At 71.6% G+C, this 16160-nt stretch carries 14 protein-coding genes; 9 read left to right on the forward strand and 5 right to left on the reverse strand.

Going from position 1 to position 16160, the window contains the following annotated elements:
- Window position 1 precedes the first annotated feature (1 nt).
- The 8 genes from AB0302_RS06720 (at window position 2) to AB0302_RS06755 (ending at window position 10226) form a co-directional block, all read left to right on the forward strand.
- Window positions 2–1522: an ABC transporter permease gene (locus tag AB0302_RS06720; protein ID WP_366370946.1), complete on the forward strand. Its 1521-nt coding sequence runs from the start codon at window positions 2–4 to the stop codon at window positions 1520–1522.
- A 7-nt stretch (window positions 1523–1529) separates the two neighbouring features.
- Complete coding sequence (locus AB0302_RS06725; RefSeq protein ID WP_366370947.1) at window positions 1530–2732, forward strand: ABC transporter permease; 1203 nt, start codon at window positions 1530–1532, stop codon at window positions 2730–2732.
- Window positions 2729–4774: an ABC transporter ATP-binding protein gene (locus AB0302_RS06730; protein ID WP_366370948.1), complete on the forward strand. Its 2046-nt coding sequence runs from the start codon at window positions 2729–2731 to the stop codon at window positions 4772–4774. The genes AB0302_RS06725 and AB0302_RS06730 overlap by 4 nt, the downstream gene beginning before the upstream one ends.
- 125 nt (window positions 4775–4899) lie before the next feature.
- On the forward strand, window positions 4900–6810 hold the full coding sequence (gene typA, locus AB0302_RS06735) for a translational GTPase TypA (RefSeq protein WP_319076447.1): 1911 nt from the start codon (window positions 4900–4902) through the stop codon (window positions 6808–6810).
- Window positions 6803–7318 (forward strand): hypothetical protein, encoded by a 516-nt coding sequence (locus AB0302_RS06740; RefSeq protein ID WP_366370949.1) that lies wholly within the window; start codon window positions 6803–6805, stop codon window positions 7316–7318. The genes typA and AB0302_RS06740 overlap by 8 nt, the downstream gene beginning before the upstream one ends.
- Complete coding sequence (gene fdxA / locus AB0302_RS06745) at window positions 7315–7641, forward strand: ferredoxin (protein WP_248117572.1); 327 nt, start codon at window positions 7315–7317, stop codon at window positions 7639–7641. The genes AB0302_RS06740 and fdxA overlap by 4 nt, the downstream gene beginning before the upstream one ends.
- A gap of 6 nt (window positions 7642–7647) precedes the next feature.
- Complete coding sequence (gene dapC, locus AB0302_RS06750) at window positions 7648–8799, forward strand: succinyldiaminopimelate transaminase (RefSeq protein WP_366370950.1); 1152 nt, start codon at window positions 7648–7650, stop codon at window positions 8797–8799.
- Window positions 8800–8963: 164 nt separating this feature from the next.
- On the forward strand, window positions 8964–10226 hold the full coding sequence (locus AB0302_RS06755) for a citrate synthase (protein WP_366370967.1): 1263 nt from the start codon (window positions 8964–8966) through the stop codon (window positions 10224–10226).
- 90 nt (window positions 10227–10316) lie between these two features.
- Here AB0302_RS06755 and AB0302_RS06760 read toward each other — a convergent pair whose 3' ends face one another.
- Both AB0302_RS06760 and dapD read right to left on the reverse strand, forming a co-directional pair.
- Window positions 10317–11234 (reverse strand): hypothetical protein, encoded by a 918-nt coding sequence (locus AB0302_RS06760; protein WP_366370951.1) that lies wholly within the window; start codon window positions 11232–11234, stop codon window positions 10317–10319.
- Window positions 11235–11236: 2 nt separating this feature from the next.
- Window positions 11237–12238: a 2,3,4,5-tetrahydropyridine-2,6-dicarboxylate N-succinyltransferase gene (gene dapD / locus AB0302_RS06765; RefSeq protein ID WP_248117578.1), complete on the reverse strand. Its 1002-nt coding sequence runs from the start codon at window positions 12236–12238 to the stop codon at window positions 11237–11239.
- 70 nt (window positions 12239–12308) lie between these two features.
- Here dapD and dapE point away from each other — a divergent pair, with 70 nt between their 5' ends.
- The gene (gene dapE / locus AB0302_RS06770; RefSeq protein WP_298987524.1) at window positions 12309–13463 is read left to right on the forward strand and encodes a succinyl-diaminopimelate desuccinylase; all 1155 of its coding nucleotides are present in this window, start codon (window positions 12309–12311) and stop codon (window positions 13461–13463) included.
- An 83-nt stretch (window positions 13464–13546) separates the two neighbouring features.
- On the opposite strand, the gene AB0302_RS06775 is transcribed toward dapE, so the two are convergent.
- From AB0302_RS06775 to AB0302_RS06785, 3 genes are all read right to left on the reverse strand, one after another.
- Window positions 13547–14437 carry an amino acid ABC transporter permease gene (locus tag AB0302_RS06775; RefSeq protein ID WP_248117582.1) on the reverse strand — a complete coding sequence of 297 codons (891 nt, stop codon included), beginning with the start codon at window positions 14435–14437 and terminating at the stop codon, window positions 13547–13549.
- On the reverse strand, window positions 14434–15114 hold the full coding sequence (locus tag AB0302_RS06780; RefSeq protein WP_298712011.1) for an ABC transporter permease subunit: 681 nt from the start codon (window positions 15112–15114) through the stop codon (window positions 14434–14436). Before AB0302_RS06780 ends, AB0302_RS06775 begins: the two co-directional genes overlap by 4 nt.
- Before the next feature lie 110 nt (window positions 15115–15224).
- Window positions 15225–16112, reverse strand: coding sequence for a glutamate ABC transporter substrate-binding protein (locus AB0302_RS06785; RefSeq protein WP_319076459.1), 888 nt, complete (start codon window positions 16110–16112; stop codon window positions 15225–15227).
- Window positions 16113–16160: the final 48 nt, after the last annotated feature.

The following is a 16160-nucleotide window of genomic DNA, read 5'->3' on the forward strand; positions in this document are numbered from 1 at the left end:
TGTGCTGAAATTCATCCTCAAGCGCCTCGGCAGCTCGATCCTCGTGCTGTTCGGCGCCTCGATCCTCCTCTTCTTCCTCACGGTCCACTCCGGTGACCCCCTCGCGGACCTGCGGGAGTCGCAGAGCAACAACCGCGAGAACCTGATCGCCACCCGCACCGCCTTCATGAACCTCGACCAGCCGTGGTACGTCCGCTACTGGGACTGGCTGAAGGGCGTGGGCGGCTGCGTCACGGGCAGCTGCGACCTCGGCACGAACCGCTCCGGCCAGCCGGTCGGCGAGCTGCTCAGCCTGGCCGCCGCCTCCACCCTGCGACTCGTCGTGCTGGCCACCGTGCTCGCCATCATCATCGGCGTCGCGGTGGGCATCATCACCGCCATCCGCCAGTACTCGGGCCTCGACTACGCGGTGACGTTCCTGATCTTCCTCTTCTTCTCCCTGCCCGTCTTCTGGGCCGCGGTGATCCTGAAGGAGTACCTGGGCATCCGGTTCAACGACTGGATCGCGGACCCGACGCTCAGCTGGCCGGCCCTGCTCCTGGCCGCGCTGATCGCCGGCCTGATGCTGCAGGCGGTCATGGCCGGCGACGCCAAGCGCCGGCTCTTCACCTTCGCCACCACCGCGGCCTTCGTGGTCCTGGTCGGCTGGCTGCTGTTCGCGATGGACTTCTGGCGCAACCCGCGGATGGGCCCGATCGTCCAGCTGCTCATCGGCCTGGCCGTCGCCGTCGGCGCCACCATCGTGGTCGCCGGCCTGCGCAACCGCTCGGTGCTCAAGGCGGCGCTCGTCACCGTGGCCCTGGGCATGGTCGGCTACTACGCCACCTACGGCCTGCTGATGACCAACCCCTCCGGGCTGCTGCTCGCGGGCCTCGGGGTGCTCACGATCCTGGTGGCCGTCCTCGTGGGACGCCTCCTCGGCGGCTTCTCCAAGGGCTCCGCCGTCGCCGTCTCCATCGTGACGGCGCTCCTGATGGGCGTGGCCATCGTGGCCGAGCACCTGATGAACTACTGGCCGACGCTCCTGCGCATGAAGCCCCGCCCGATCTCCGTGATCGGCTCGGGCACCCCCAACATGGAGGGCCACTTCTGGGTGCTCTTCCTGGACCGCGGCGCGCAGCTCGTCCTGCCGACCATCCTGCTGACCATCATCTCAGTGGCCACGTACTCGCGGTACACGCGCTCCTCCATGCTCGAGGTCTCGCGCCAGGACTACATCCGCACGGCCCGGGCCAAGGGCCTGGGCGAGCGCCAGGTGATCCTGAAGCACGCGTTCCGCAACTCCCTCATCCCCATCACCACCATCATGGCCTTCGACTTCGCGGGCCTGATCGGCGGCGCGGTGATCACGGAGCAGGTGTTCGGCTGGAAGGGCATGGGTGAGCTCTTCGCCACCGGCCTGCGCGAGGTGGACCCCATGCCCGTCATGGCCTTCTTCCTCGTCACCGGCACCGCCGCCGTGCTGATGAACCTCGTGGCGGACGTGCTCTACGCCGTCCTCGACCCCCGAATCCGAGTGTGAGAGCCCCATGACGACTGACAACACCTCCACGCCGGTCTCGAAGACCGAGGCGCAGCAGATCTTCGACCTGGCCGAGGCCGAGGACGCCAAGCTGCGGCAGACCTCCGGCAAGTCCTTCTCGCAGGGCGCGCTGGTCCGGAAGCGCTTCTTCCGTCACAAGGCCGCGATGATCTCCCTCGTGGTGCTCGCGTTCGTGGCGATCATGGCCTTCACCTCCATCGGCTACGGCGGCCTGCCCGGCTGGTGGGACAAGTCCTACACCGACGCCGCCCCGATCGTGAACGAGGGGCGCCCCACCATGTCGCTCGTCCCTCAGTTCCTGGGCGGCGAGGGCATCCGATGGGGCGAACACCCCTTCGGTCAGGAGTCGACGGGCAAGGACTACTTCGCCCTCGTGATGCGCGGCACCCAGCAGTCGATGATCATCGCGATCATCGTGGGCCTGCTGTCCACGGTGATCGGCGCGCTCATCGGCGCCGTCTCCGCCTACTTCGGCGGCTGGGTCGACTCGGTGCTGATGCGCCTGACCGACCTGATCATCGTCATCCCGCTGCTCGTCCTCGCGGCCGTGCTCGGCCAGATGGCGGCCGGGCTGAAGATGGGCATCTTCCCCCTCGCGGTGGTGCTCGGGCTCGTGTCCTGGACATCGCTGGCCCGCCTTGTGCGCGGTGAGGTGCTCTCCCTCCGGGAGAAGGAGTACGTGGCTGCGGCCACCGCGATGGGCGCCTCCTCGGGCCGCATCATCCTCAAGCACCTGCTTCCCAACACAATCGGCGTGATCGTCGTGAACGCCACCTTCGCGATCGCCGGCGCTGTGCTGCTGGAGACCTCGCTGTCCTTCCTCGGCTTCGGCGTACAGCCCCCCGACACCTCCCTGGGCCTGCTCATCAGCCAGTACCAGAACTCCTTCACCACGCGTCCGTGGCTGTTCTGGTGGCCGGGCATGATCATCCTCGCCGTCGCCCTCTCCGTGAACTTCCTCGGCGACGGCCTCCGCGACGCCTTCGACCCGCGCCAGGCCGGCGCCGGGCGCCCCAAGCGCGGCCTCTTCGGCCGACGCGCCGCCATGACCGAGGCCGGCGCCGTCACCGCCGGCGGCCTGCAGACCGCCCCGACGGCCCGCGCCGCCGAGGACGTCGATGCCGCCGAGGACGTCGCGCCGACCGAGGCCGACGCCCGTCGCGGCCGTGACGGAGGCGGCGCACTGTGAGCTCGAGCGCGAACGACAAGAAAGGCCGTTTCATGTTCGGCAAGAAGAAGAAGGACGTGGCCCCGGCCACCGAGACCGCGCTGACGCAGCCGGCCCTGACCGACGGCCCCGTCACCGCGGCGGACTTCCCCGAGGTGGGACCGCACGGCGTCGACGCCGCCGGGACGCACGGCTCCTCCGCCGTCGACCGCGACGCCGTGGGTGCCGCGGTGCCCGGCTCCTCGGGCACCGCGTCCGCGGATGCAGCAGACGTCCGCCCGGCCGCCCCCGTGGTCGGCGAGCGCACCGTCGTCGAGCCCGCAGGCGAGGGCGTCGTCGCGGGGCCGGCCACGAGCGCGATCGGTGTGGTCACCCGCCACGACGACCGCGCCGGCGAGCCCGTGCTCGCGTTCAAGGACGTGGACGTGCAGTTCAGCACCGAGTTCGGCCCGGTCCACGCCGTGAAGGGCGTGACGTTCGACGTCAAGCCCGGCGAGGTCGTGGCGCTCGTGGGCGAGTCCGGCTCGGGCAAGTCCGTGACCAGCTCCACCGCGATGGGCCTGCTGCCCTCGAACGCGGACATCACCGGCTCGGTGCGCCTGGCCGGCCAGGAGATCCTCACGATGTCCCCGGGACGGCTGCGCTCGGTGCGCGGCAAGGACGTGGCCATGGTCTTCCAGGAGCCCATGACCGCCCTGAACCCCGTGCTCACGGTGGGCGACCAGCTCACGGAGGCCCTCGAGCTGCACGGCATCGCCTTCGGCACGGAGGCGGACAAGCGCGCGATCGAGCTGCTCACCATGGTGGGCATCCCGGACCCGGAGAACCGTCTCAAGCAGTACCCGCATCAGTTCTCCGGCGGCCAGCGCCAGCGCATCGTGATCGCGATGGCCATCAGCTGCTCGCCGAAGATGATCATCGCCGACGAGCCCACCACGGCCCTCGACGTGACCGTCCAGGCGGAGATCCTGGAGCTGCTGCGCTCGCTGAAGAGCAAGATGAACACCGGCATCCTGCTGATCACGCACAACATGGGCGTGGTCGCGGACATGGCGGACCGCGTGTGCGTGATGCTCCACGGCGAGCTCGTGGAGCAGGGCTCCGTGCACCAGGTGCTCCAGCACCCGCAGCACCCCTACACGCAGAAGCTGCTCTCGGCCGTGCCCCGGCTGGGCGCCGCCTACCAGGTGGCCGAGCCGGAGCCCGTCACCTCCACGCAGACGCGGGCCCGGTACGCGATCGAGGCGGAGAACCTCAACCTCGAGTACGACCACCGGGGCAAGAGGAACCGCGTGGTGCACGACGTCAGCTTCACGGTGGCGCCCGGGGAGATCCTGGGCCTCGTGGGAGAGTCCGGCTCGGGCAAGTCCACGATCGCGAAGTCCGTGCTCGGGCTCCTCCCGATCGCCTCGGGTGCCCTGCGCATCCAGGGCGAGGACCTCGCGACGATCCCGAAGGCGCAGCAGAAGGCCCTGCGTCGCCGGATCGGCGTCGTATTCCAGGACCCGGCGGCCTCGCTGGACCCGCGCTTCCCGATCGGCGACATCATCACCGAGCCCATGGTGGTCCACGGCGTGGGGGACCGGCGCTCGCGCCTGGCCCGCGCCGAGGAGCTCCTGGACGCGGTGAAGCTGCCGCGCAGCGTGGTGAACCGCTTCCCGCACGAGCTCTCCGGCGGCCAGCGCCAGCGCATCTCCATCGCGCGTGCGCTGACCCTGGATCCCGAGGTGCTGATCGCGGACGAGCCCACGTCGGCGCTGGACGTCTCCGTCCAGGCCGCCGTGCTCGACATGTTCGCCGAGCTGCAGCACCGCTACGAGTTCGCGTGCCTCTTCGTGTCCCACGACCTGGCGGTGGTGGACATGCTGGCGCACAAGGTGCTCGTGCTCAAGGACGGCAAGCAGGTGGAGCAGGGTCCCGTGGAGGAGGTGCTGCACCACCCGCGCGAGGAGTACACCCGCCGGCTCCTGGCCGCGGCCCCCGTGCCGGACCCGGACCAGCAGGCCGAGCGGCGTCAGCAGCGCCGCGAGTTCCTCGCCTCCCTCGGCGAGGGCGTGTACTGACGGACCGGACGGTCGCCCCGTCCGTCCCCCGGCCCGACGACGGCGGCCCCGGCGCGTATGATCGCACCGGGGCCGCCGCCGTCGTGCGCCCCGCCTCTTTGACTGCCGAACCGGACAGGACCCCCATGACCTCGACCGAAACCCGCCGCTCCGATCTGCGCAACGTGGCCATCGTGGCCCACGTGGACCACGGCAAGACCACCCTCGTGGACGCCATGCTCCGCCAGACCGGATCCTTCGCCGCGCACGGCGACGTGGCCGAGCGCGTCATGGACTCCGGCGACCTCGAGCGTGAGAAGGGCATCACCATCCTCGCCAAGAACACCACGGTGTTCTACTCCGGCCCCTCGGCCCCCGAGGGCGAGACCGTCACCATCAACGTGATCGACACCCCCGGCCACGCCGACTTCGGCGGCGAGGTGGAGCGCGGCCTGTCCATGGTGGACGGCGTCGTCCTGCTCGTGGACGCGTCCGAGGGCCCGCTGCCCCAGACCCGCTTCGTGCTGCGCAAGGCCCTCGCGGCCAAGCTGCCCGTGGTGCTCGTGGTCAACAAGACCGACCGCCCGGACGCCCGCATCGACGGCGTCGTCTCCGACTCCATGGACCTGCTGCTCGGCCTGGCCTCGGACCTCGCCGAGGAGGACCCGGACCTGGACCTGGACGCCGTGCTGGACGTGCCCGTCGTGTTCGCCTCCGGCAAGGCCGGCCGCGCCTCCGTGAACCAGCCCGAGGACGGCGCCCTGCCGGACGCCGAGGACCTCGAGCCGCTGTTCAAGGTGATCATGTCCAACATCCCCGCCCCCATCTTCACGGAGGGCGAGGTCCTGCAGGCCCACGTGACCAACCTGGACGCCTCCCCGTTCCTGGGCCGCCTCGCGCTGCTGCGCATCTTCAACGGCACCCTCAAGAAGGGGCAGACCGTGGCCTGGGCCCGCCAGGACGGCCAGCTGAAGAACGTCAAGATCACCGAGCTCCTCGCCACCCGCGGCCTCGAGCGGGTCCCCGCGGAGTCCGCCGGCCCGGGCGAGATCGTCGCCGTGGCCGGCATCGAGGACATCATGATCGGCGAGACGCTCACCGACGCCGAGAACCCCAAGCCCCTGCCGCTCATCACGGTGGACGATCCGGCCATCTCCATGACCGTGGGCATCAACACGTCCCCGTTGGCCGGCCGCGTCAAGGGCGCCAAGGTCACCGCGCGCCAGGTGAAGGACCGCCTGGACAAGGAGCTCATCGGCAACGTGTCCCTCAAGGTGCTCCCCACCGAGCGCCCCGACGCGTGGGAGGTCCAGGGCCGCGGCGAGCTCGCCCTGGCCATCCTCGTGGAGCAGATGCGCCGCGAGGGCTTCGAGCTCACCGTCGGCAAGCCCCAGGTGGTCACCAAGACCGTGGACGGCAAGGTCCACGAGCCCATGGAGCGCATGACCATCGACATCCCGGACGAGTTCATGGGCGGCGTCACGCAGCTCATGGCCGCCCGCAAGGGCCGCATGCAGGAGATGTCCAACCACGGCACCGGCTGGATCCGCATGGAGTTCCTCGTGCCCGCCCGCGGCCTGATCGGCTTCCGCACGCGCTTCCTCACGGAGACCCGCGGCGCCGGCATCGCCTCCTCCGAGGCCGCCGGCTACGAGCCGTGGGCCGGGGAGATCGAGTACCGCACCAACGGCTCGCTCATGGCCGACCGCGCGGGCACCGCCACGCCGTTCGCCATGATCAACCTGCAGGAGCGCGGCACGTTCTTCATCAATCCGGGCTCCGAGGTGTACGAGGGCATGATCGTCGGCGAGAACTCGCGCGCGGACGACATGGACGTCAACATCACCAAGGAGAAGAAGCTCACGAACATGCGATCGGCCTCGGCCGACAACTTCGAGGGCCTCACCCCGCCGCACATCCTCACCCTCGAGGAGTCCCTCGAGTTCGCCCGCGAGGACGAGTGCGTGGAGATCACCCCGGAGTCGATCCGCATCCGCAAGGTGATCCTGGACGCCAACGAGCGCAACAAGGCCGCCCGCCAGCGCGCCCGTGCCTGACACGTCCGCCGAGCGTCCCACCCCGCCGGCGGCGTCCGTCGTCGGCGGGGTGCTGCTCGGCCTGGGAGTCGGCGCCCTCGGCACCGCCACCCACCTGAACGTGGCCCCGCTCGCGGGCGCCTGGACCCTGCCGTGGGGCGCCGCCCTGGCGCTGGTGCTGGCGGGGTCCGCCCAGTGGTGGTGGATGCGCCGCACCGCCGACGCCGGCGGGCGGGCCCTCCCGGCCGGCGCCGCCGTCGCGGTGGGCGCGTTCACCGCCGCGCTCGCGCTCTGCCGCCTGCCGGCGACGGACCGCCTGGGCCTGCCGTGGACGCCGGACGTGTTCGCGGCGATGCCGGGCGCCGCACTGGCCTCGGTGGCCTGGATCGCGGGCCTGCCCGTGCTCGGCGTGGTGCTGCCGGCCCTCGCCGCCCGAGGCGGGCGCAGGGGCCCGCGTCGGACCGAGAGAGTACCCTGGGCGGAAGCCCCGAACCCCCATCACCGACGAGAGGTGGACGGTCAGTCATGACCTATGTGATCGCATTGCCGTGCGTGGACGTCAAGGACAAGGCGTGCATCGACGAGTGCCCCGTGGACTGCATCTACGAGGGCGAGCGCTCCCTCTACATCCACCCGGACGAGTGCGTCGACTGCGGCGCGTGCGAGCCGGTGTGCCCCGTGGAGGCCATCTACTACGAGGACGACACCCCCGAGGAGTGGGCCGAGTACTACAAGGCCAACGTCGAGTTCTTCGATGACCTCGGCTCCCCGGGCGGCGCGGCCAAGCTGGGCAAGATCGCCAAGGACCACCCCATCATCGCCGCCCTGCCGCCGCAGAACGCGGACGCCTGAGCGCCCATGCTCACCCTCCCGGACTACCCGTGGGACACGCTCGCCCCCTACCGTGAGCGCGCGGCCGCGCATCCTGACGGCACGGTGGACCTGTCCATCGGCACGCCCGTGGACCCCACGCCGGAGCTGATCCGGCGCGCCCTCACCGAGGCCGCCGACGCCCACGGGTACCCCACCACGCACGGGACCGCCGCGCTGCGCGGGGCCGTGGTGGACTGGTTCGCCCGTCGCCGCGGCGTCCCCGGGCTGGACCCGGCCGCCGTCATCCCCTCCGTGGGCTCCAAGGAGTTCATCGCGTGGCTGCCGACGCTGCTGGGCCTCGGTGCGGACGACGTCGTGGTGCACCCGCGCACCGCCTACCCCACGTACGCGATCGGTGCGCAGATCGCCGGAGCGCAGGCCGTTGCGGCGGACGACCTGGAGGAGCTGGACCCGGAGGTGCGCGCCCGCGTGCGCCTCGTGTGGACCAACTCGCCGGCCAACCCGACGGGCGCCGTCCTCGCCGCGGACGCGCTGAAGCGGATCGTGGACCAGGGCCGCGCCCTCGGCGCCGTGGTGTGCGGCGACGAGTGCTACGCCGAGCTCGGGTGGGATGCATGGGAGGACACGCGGGTGCCGTGCATCCTGGCCCCCGAGGTCTCCGGCGGGGACCTCACGGGCCTGCTCAGCGTGTACTCGCTCTCCAAGCAGTCCAACCTGGCCGGGTACCGCGCGGCGTTCGCCGCGGGCGATCCCGCGCTCGTGGCCGCCCTGGTGAACACGCGCAAGCACGCGGGCATGATCGTGCCCGCGCCCGTGCAGCACGCGATGGCCGCGGCCCTGGCCGACGACGCGCACGTGGCCGAGCAGAAGGACCGCTACCGGCGCCGCCGCGCGCTCCTCAAGCCCGCGCTGGAGGCGGCCGGCTGCGCCGTGGACCACTCCGAGGCGGGCCTCTACCTGTGGACGCGCCGCGCAGACACCGACCCGTCCGCCGCCACGGAACAGGACTCGTGGGACCTGCTGGGGGAGCTGGCCGACCTCGGCATCGTCGCCGGGCCCGGCGTCTTCTACGGCCCGGCCGGCCACGGCTACGTGCGCGTCGCGCTCACGGCCTCGGACGACGCCGTCGCCCGCGCCGCCCGCCGGCTCACCGAGCGCGCAGCCGCGCGGGACTGACACCGCTGCCGCCGCGCCGCCCCCGTGCCCCGCCGGGCACGGGAGTTGGTAGCGTGGGCCGCAGACGTCCCCACGTGCGGTGTGCCCCATCCTCGCGTGCTGCGCGGGGCCATCCATGAACCACGACGAGGGAGTTTCCCGTGACTGAGAACGAGTCCGTCCGGCTGAATGTCGGCGAGAAGAGCCTGGAGCTCGGCATCGAGCGCGCCACGGCCGGCAACGACGGCATCAAGATCGCCCCGCTCCTCAAGGAGACCGGCGACGTGACCTACGACCCCGGCTTCATGAACACCGCGAACGCCAAGTCCGCCGTGACCTACATCGACGGCGACCAGGGCATCCTGCGCTACCGCGGCTACGCGATCGAGGACCTCGCGGCGAACTCCTCCTTCATGGATGTCGCCTACCTCCTGATCTACGGCGAGCTGCCGGAGACCAAGGAGGCGCTCGCCGACTGGGAGACCAACATCCTCCGCCACAACATGGTGCACGAGGACCTGAAGATGTTCTTCAACGGCTTCCCGCGCGACGCGCACCCGATGCCGGTGCTGTCCTCCTCCGTGTCCGCCCTCTCCACGTTCTACGGCGACTCCCTGGACCCGCACGACCCGGACCAGGTGCACATCTCCACCATCCGCCTGCTGGGCAAGCTGCCGGTGCTGGCCTCCTACGCGTTCAAGAAGTCGCTCGGCCAGCCCTTCATGTACCCGCACAACAACCTGAACTACGTGGAGAACTTCCTCCGCCTGTGCTTCGGCGTGCCCGCCGAGGAGTACGAGATCGACCCGGACATGGTCAAGGCGCTCGACCTGCTCCTCATGCTGCACGCGGACCACGAGCAGAATGCCTCCACCTCCACGGTGCGCCTCGTCGGCTCCACCGAGGCGAACCTCTTCGCCTCCGTCTCGGCGGGCGTCAACGCGCTGTACGGCCCGCTGCACGGCGGCGCCAACGAGGCCGTGCTGAACATGCTCCGCAAGATCCAGGCCGAGGGCACGAAGCCCGAGGACTTCATGGAGAAGGTGAAGAACAAGGAGGACGGCGTCCGCCTGATGGGCTTCGGCCACCGCGTGTACAAGAACTACGACCCGCGCGCGAGGATCATCAAGAAGACCGCCGAGGACATCCTCGCCAAGCTCGGCGGCAACGACGAGCTCCTCGAGATCGCGCAGCGCCTCGAGGAGAAGGCCCTGGCCGACGACTACTTCGTGGAGCGCAAGCTCTACCCGAACGTCGACTTCTACACCGGCGTGATCTACAAGGCCATGGGCTTCCCGGAGAAGATGTTCACCGTCCTCTTCGCCCTGGGCCGCCTGCCCGGGTGGATCGCCCAGTGGCGCGAGCTCATGGAGGATCCGGCCACCAAGATCGGCCGTCCCCGCCAGATCTACGTGGGCGAGCCGCTGCGCCAGTACCCGCAGCGCTGAACCGCACGCCCCGCTCGGGGGTCCGCCGGCCCGTCGTCCTCCTCGCGGAGGCGGCGGGCCGGCGTCGTCGTCGGCGCGAACCCGCGCCGCTCAGAAGGTGACGCGCACGCCCTCCACCGGAGTCTGATCGATCCCGGCCTCGGCGCGGCTGACGAACCCGCCGCCGCCCGACCGCTCCCACACGAGGTCCCCGGTCTCCACGGTGCGCACCCCGTGGGCGTCCGCGTTGACCACGGACCAGGCGGCGAGGGAGCGGGCCTCGGCATCGTCCAGGCCGCCCGTGCCGCCCGCGACCGCCACGGTCCTGCCGCTCGACGAGTCCTCGGGCGGGCGGCTCCATGCGACGGAGGGGTGCTGGCGCGCCGCGGCGGCGAGGAAGCCCTCCGGGTCCGCCTCGCCCGGCGTGTCGAGGCGGCAGCGCAGCTTCTCGGTCCACTCGCCCGTGAGCGCGGCGGCCCAGGCGCGGGCCTCGACCTCGTGGTCCGCGTAGGCGTCCGGGTAGGCCGAGCGCTGCACCGCCTGGGCGGCCTCGGTGACGGCCATGTCCTGATAGTCCGGGGCGATGTCCTCCAGCGCGGCGAAGAACGCGTTCGCCGCGTACACCGGGTCCATGACCTCCTCCTGCGTTCCCCAGCCCTGCGAGGGGCGCTGCTGGAACACGCCGCGCGAGTCGGGGCCGGCCCGGTCCCCGTGGTCGAGGGCCCGCAGGCCCGACTCCTGGATGCCGGTGGCGATCCCGATCGTGGCCGCGCGCGGCGGCATCCCGCGCTCCTGCGCGGTCGCGGCGATCACGCCCGCGACGGCGGCGCGGTCCGGGGAGAGGCGGTGGTGCGCGCCGTCGTCGGTGATGACGAGGCACACCTCCGGGCCGAGCAGCGGGCCGTGGCCGGCCTCCGAGGCCCACCACGCGCCCGCCCCGAGGCCGCCGAGCACGAGCACGCCCGTGGCCGTGACAAGGGCGCGCCGCGCCAGGGACGGCCGGCGGCGCGGAGCGGCGGGGGCGCTCATGGTCAGCCGTTCGCGTGCAGCGCGGCGTTCAGCTCCACCGTGCGCCCGGCGCGCGGCAGGGCCTCGACGGCGCCCGTGCCCGAGTGGCGGCGGAAGAGCAGGTTCGGGACGCCGGAGAGGTCCACGGCCTTCACGACGGCGGGCTCCTCGCCCTCGCGGAGCACCGTGACGCGCGTGCCGGCCGTGACGTAGAGACCGGCCTCCACCACGCAGTCGTCGCCGATCGAGATGCCGACGCCCGAGTTCGCGCCGAGCAGCACGTGCTCGCCGATCACGATCCTCTGGGTGCCGCCGCCGGAGAGGGTGCCCATGATGGAGACGCCACCGCCGAGGTCGGATCCGTCGCCCACCACGACGCCGGCCGAGATGCGGCCCTCGACCATGGAGTGGCCCAGCGTGCCGGCGTTGAAGTTCACGAAGCCCTCGTGCATGACGGTGGTGCCCTCGGCGAGGTGCGCGCCGAGGCGGACGCGGTCGGCGTCGCCGATGCGCACGCCGCTGGGCACGACGTAGTCCGTCATGCGGGGGAACTTGTCCACGCCGTGCACGGTGACGGAGCCGCGGGCGCGCAGCTTCGCGCGGGTCAGCTCGAAGCCGTCCACGGCGCACGGGCCGTGGTTGGTCCACACGACGTTGGCCAGCAGGCCGAACACGCCGTCGAGGTTGAGCTCGTTCGGGCGGACGAGGCGGTGGGAGAGCGCATGCAGGCGCAGCCACGCGTCCTCGGGGGAGGCGGGGGCGGCGTCCAGGTCGACCTCGAGGGCGACGACGGACTGCGTGGTGCCGCGGTCGGCGTCGTCCGTGGCGAGGCCGTCCAGCATGCCGCCGACGGAGGCGTCCGCCGACGCGAGCGGCCCGGCGACGGGCGCGGGGAACCACACGTCCAGCACCGTGCCGTCAGCGGCACGGGTGGCCAGGCCATGGCCGGCCACGAGGCGGGCGGAGCCGGAGGGGGCGGTCGAGGCGGTCGAGGCGGGGGACGGGTGTGCGGCGGTCTCGGTCATGGGCCCAGCCTACCGATCGGGCCCCGCCGGACCCGGGGCGGGGGCCGACCGCGTCCGTAGACTGGACGCCATGACAGCCCTCGACGCCGCCCCCGCACTCCCGGACCTCACCGCCGCCGACCTGGACGTCGCGGAGCTGACCGCCACCCTGCTGGACATCCGCTCGGTCTCGGGGGAGGAGCGGCCGCTCGCCGACGCGGTGGAGACCGCCCTGCGCGGGCTCGGAGGCCTCGACGTGCGCCGCCTCGGCGACACCGTCGTCGCCCGCACCGAGCTGGGCCGGGACACCCGCGTGATCCTCGCCGGACACCTGGACACGGTGCCGTTGCCGACCGTCCCGGGTTCGCGCGGCACCGTGCCGAGCGCGTGGGACGGGGACACGCTCTACGGCCGCGGTGCGGTGGACATGAAGTCCGGGGTGGCGGTGCAGCTCGCCCTCGCCGGCCGCTTCGGCGGCGCCACGGACGCGCCGGGCGCACAGGCCCCCGTGCACGACGTGACCTGGGTGTTCTACGACAACGAGGAGGTCGCCTCGCATCTCTCCGGCCTCGGCCGCGTGGTCCGCGAGGCCCCCGAGCTGCTCGAGGGAGACTTCGCGGTCCTGCTGGAGCCCACCGACGGCGTCGTGGAGGGAGGCTGCAACGGCACGTGCCGCTACCGCGTCTCCTACGCCGGGGTGGCCGCCCACTCCGGCCGAGCCTGGCGCGGGGAGAACGCGATCCACAAGGCCGGCCCCCTGCTGGGCGCCCTCGCCGCGTACGACCCCGCCACGGTGACCGTGGAGGGCCTGGACTACCGGGAGGGCCTCAACGCCATCCGGATCGCCGGCGGCGTGGCCGGCAACGTCATCCCGGACGCGGCGCACGTGGACGTCAACTACCGCTTCGCCCCGGACAAGACCCTCGAGGAGGCGCACGCCCACGTGCGTCAGGTGTTCGAGCGTGCCGGGGTGGACTGGACGGCGCAGGTGGAGGTCATGGACGCCTCCGCCGCCGCCCGGCCCGGCCTGGACCGGCCCGCGGCGGCCGCGTTCGTGGCCGCCGTGGGCGGGGAGCCCAAGCCCAAGTACGGCTGGACCGATGTGGCCCGCTTCTCCGCCCTCGGCGTGCCCGCCGTGAACTTCGGCCCCGGCGACGCCCTGCTGGCCCACACCGACGACGAGCACGTGGACCGCGCCGCCGTGCACGCCTGCCTGGACGCGCTCTCGGGGTGGCTGGCGGGCTGACCGCGGCGGCCCCCTCCCCGACGACGACGGCCGGCCTCCCTGCCCGCGCGGGGCGGAGATGAGGCCGGCCGTCGCAGGTCGGATCAGTGCTTCGCGTGCACCGGGATGGCGACGGCCGAGGACCCCGCGGCGGGGTTGGTCCGGCCCGCGGTGCGCGAGGACAGCAGGCCGGAGAGACGGGACGCCACCCAGGTGAGCAGGACGTTGATCGCGATGAAGATGAGCGCGGCCACCACCAGTGACTGCAGGATGTTCCCCTGGCCCGAGCCGAGCTGCCGGGCGTACTGGAGCAGCTCGAAGAAGCCGATCAGGTAGCCGAGCGCGGAGTCCTTGAGGATCACCACGAACTGGCTGAGGAGCGAGGGCAGCATGGCGACGAGGGCCTGGGGGACCTCCACGAGGCGCAGGGACTGGTTGGGCGTCATGCCGATCGCCGCCGCCGCCTCGCGCTGGCCCTTGGGCAGGGACTTGACGCCGGAGCGCACCAGCTCGGCGATCACGGAGCCGTTGTACAGGGTGAGCCCGAGGATGACGGCGTAGTAGGGGCCGTCCTGGGCGGAGAGCACGCCGCTGCGCGCTGCGAGGGCGAAGGCCTGGTAGAAGAACACCATCATCAGGAGCACCGGCACGGCGCGGAAGAACTCGACCACCACGGCGGCCGCCGCCCGGACCGGCGCGAAGGGCGCCAGTCGGAGGAAGCCGAACACGAGGCCGAAGGCCACCGAGGTGACCACCGCGATCGCGGCCACCTGCAGGGTGAACTGCAGTCCGGGCACGTAGTAGTTGGACCACGCGTTCGCGTCGAGTGCCGCGCTCCAGCGGCGGGGTTCCAGCTGCCCGCGCTCGGCCATGCGGACGAGGACCAGCGCGGCCACCGCCACCACGGCCGCCAGCGCCACGAGGTTGAGGACCAGGATGCGCCGCCGGGCCACGGGGCCCGGGGCGTCGAAGAGGATGGAGGCCTGGGCGCTCATCGGCTCACCGCCCACTTGTCAGAGGCCCACGTGGTGAGCAGGCCGATCGGGATGACGATCAGGCAGAAGCCGATCGCGAAGGTCAGGAAGATGGCCACCATCATGTCCGGGCGGAACTCGATCATCGTCTTCATGAGCCCGGAGGCCTCGGCGACCGAGGCGGCCGCGGCGACGGTGGTGTTCTTCGTCAGGGCGATCACGGTGTTGCCGATCGGGGTGATGGCCCCGCGCAGGGCCTGGGGGAGGATGACGTGACGCGCCGCTGGAAGGAAGCCCAGGCCGATCGCCCGGGCCGCCTCCGCCTGCCCGAGTGGGACCGTGTTCACGCCGGAGCGGATGGCCTCGCACATGAAGGCCGCGTGGTACAGGGAGAGCGCGATCACCGCATAGATGAAGAAGTTCAGGGTGAAGTCGCTCGCGAAGGTGACCTTCAGCTGGCCCCACACCGCCAGGACTCCCAGCAGCATGATGATGGTCAACGGGGTGTTGCGCACGATGTGGACATAGCCGGCGCCGAGCGCTCGCAGGGAGGGGACGGGGGAGATGCGGCACAGGGCGAGGACGACGCCCAAGACGAACGAGGCCAGCGTGGCCAGGACGGCCAGCCGGATGTTCATCCAGAACGCGAGCGGCACGGCCGAGCCGTACTGCTCCATGAGAGTGGACAGTGGTTCCATGGGTCTTCCGATGCCGTCTCTTCCGGGGGTGGAGGGGGCCGTGGCCTGACCGCCCCGGCCGCACACGCCCGGGTGGGCGGTGCCGCCGAGGCGGTCGGGTCAGGGGGTGATCAGGCGCAGGGCTCGAGCTCGGCGTCCTTGCCCGAGTTCAGCTCCTTGTCGTACTCGTAGCCGGTGCCCTCGGTGTTCTTCGTGAGCGACTTCTCCCACTCGCCGGAGTCCTTCATCTCCTTGACGGCGGTGTTGATCTCCTCGCAGCGGTCGGAGTCCTTCGCGATGCCGACGCCGTAGCGCTCGGTGGTGAACGGATTGCCCACCACCTTGAACTTGCCCTTGTTCGCGTCCGTGGCGGCGAGGCCGGCGAGGATGATGTCGTCCGTCGTGACGGCGTCCACCTGGCCGGACTCGAGGTAGGTCACGCACTCGGCGTAGCCGCCCTGCTCCACGAGGTTCACCCCGGAGGCGAACGTGTCCTTGATCTTCTGGGCGGAGGTGGAGCCGGTGACGGAGCAGAGGTTCTTGCCGTCGAGGTCGTCCGGGCCGGTGATGCCGGTCTCGTCGGCGCGGACCAGCAGGTCCTGGCCGGCCACGAAGTACGGCCCCGCGAAGTCGACGCGCTCCTTGCGGGCGTCGGTGATCGAGTAGGTGGCGAGGATCATGTCCACCTCGCCGTTCTCCAGAGCGTTCTCGCGGTTGGCGGAGGGGGTCTGCACCCACTCGATCTTGTCCTCGTCCACGCCCAGCTTCTGGGCCACGTAGCGGGCCACATCCGTGTCGAAGCCCGTGGGGGCGTTCGAACCCTCACGGAAGCCGAGGCCCGGCTGGTCGAACTTGATGCCGATGCGCAGCGAGTCGGAGGACCCCGCGGAGGCGCTGCCCGAGGCGGAGCCGGACGCGGAGGCGCCGGAGTCGCTCGACGCAGACGGGGAGCAGGCGGTCAGGGAGAGGGCGGCGGCCGCGGCGACGGCGGTGATGGAGGCGAGCTTCTTGGTGATCATGGTGTCTCCTGGGATCAGGTGCGGGTGGGAGAGGACGGGGAGGGCCAG

The sequence above is a fragment of the Micrococcus sp. NPDC078436 genome, assembly GCF_040702705.1.
GTDB lineage: Bacteria > Actinomycetota > Actinomycetes > Actinomycetales > Micrococcaceae > Micrococcus.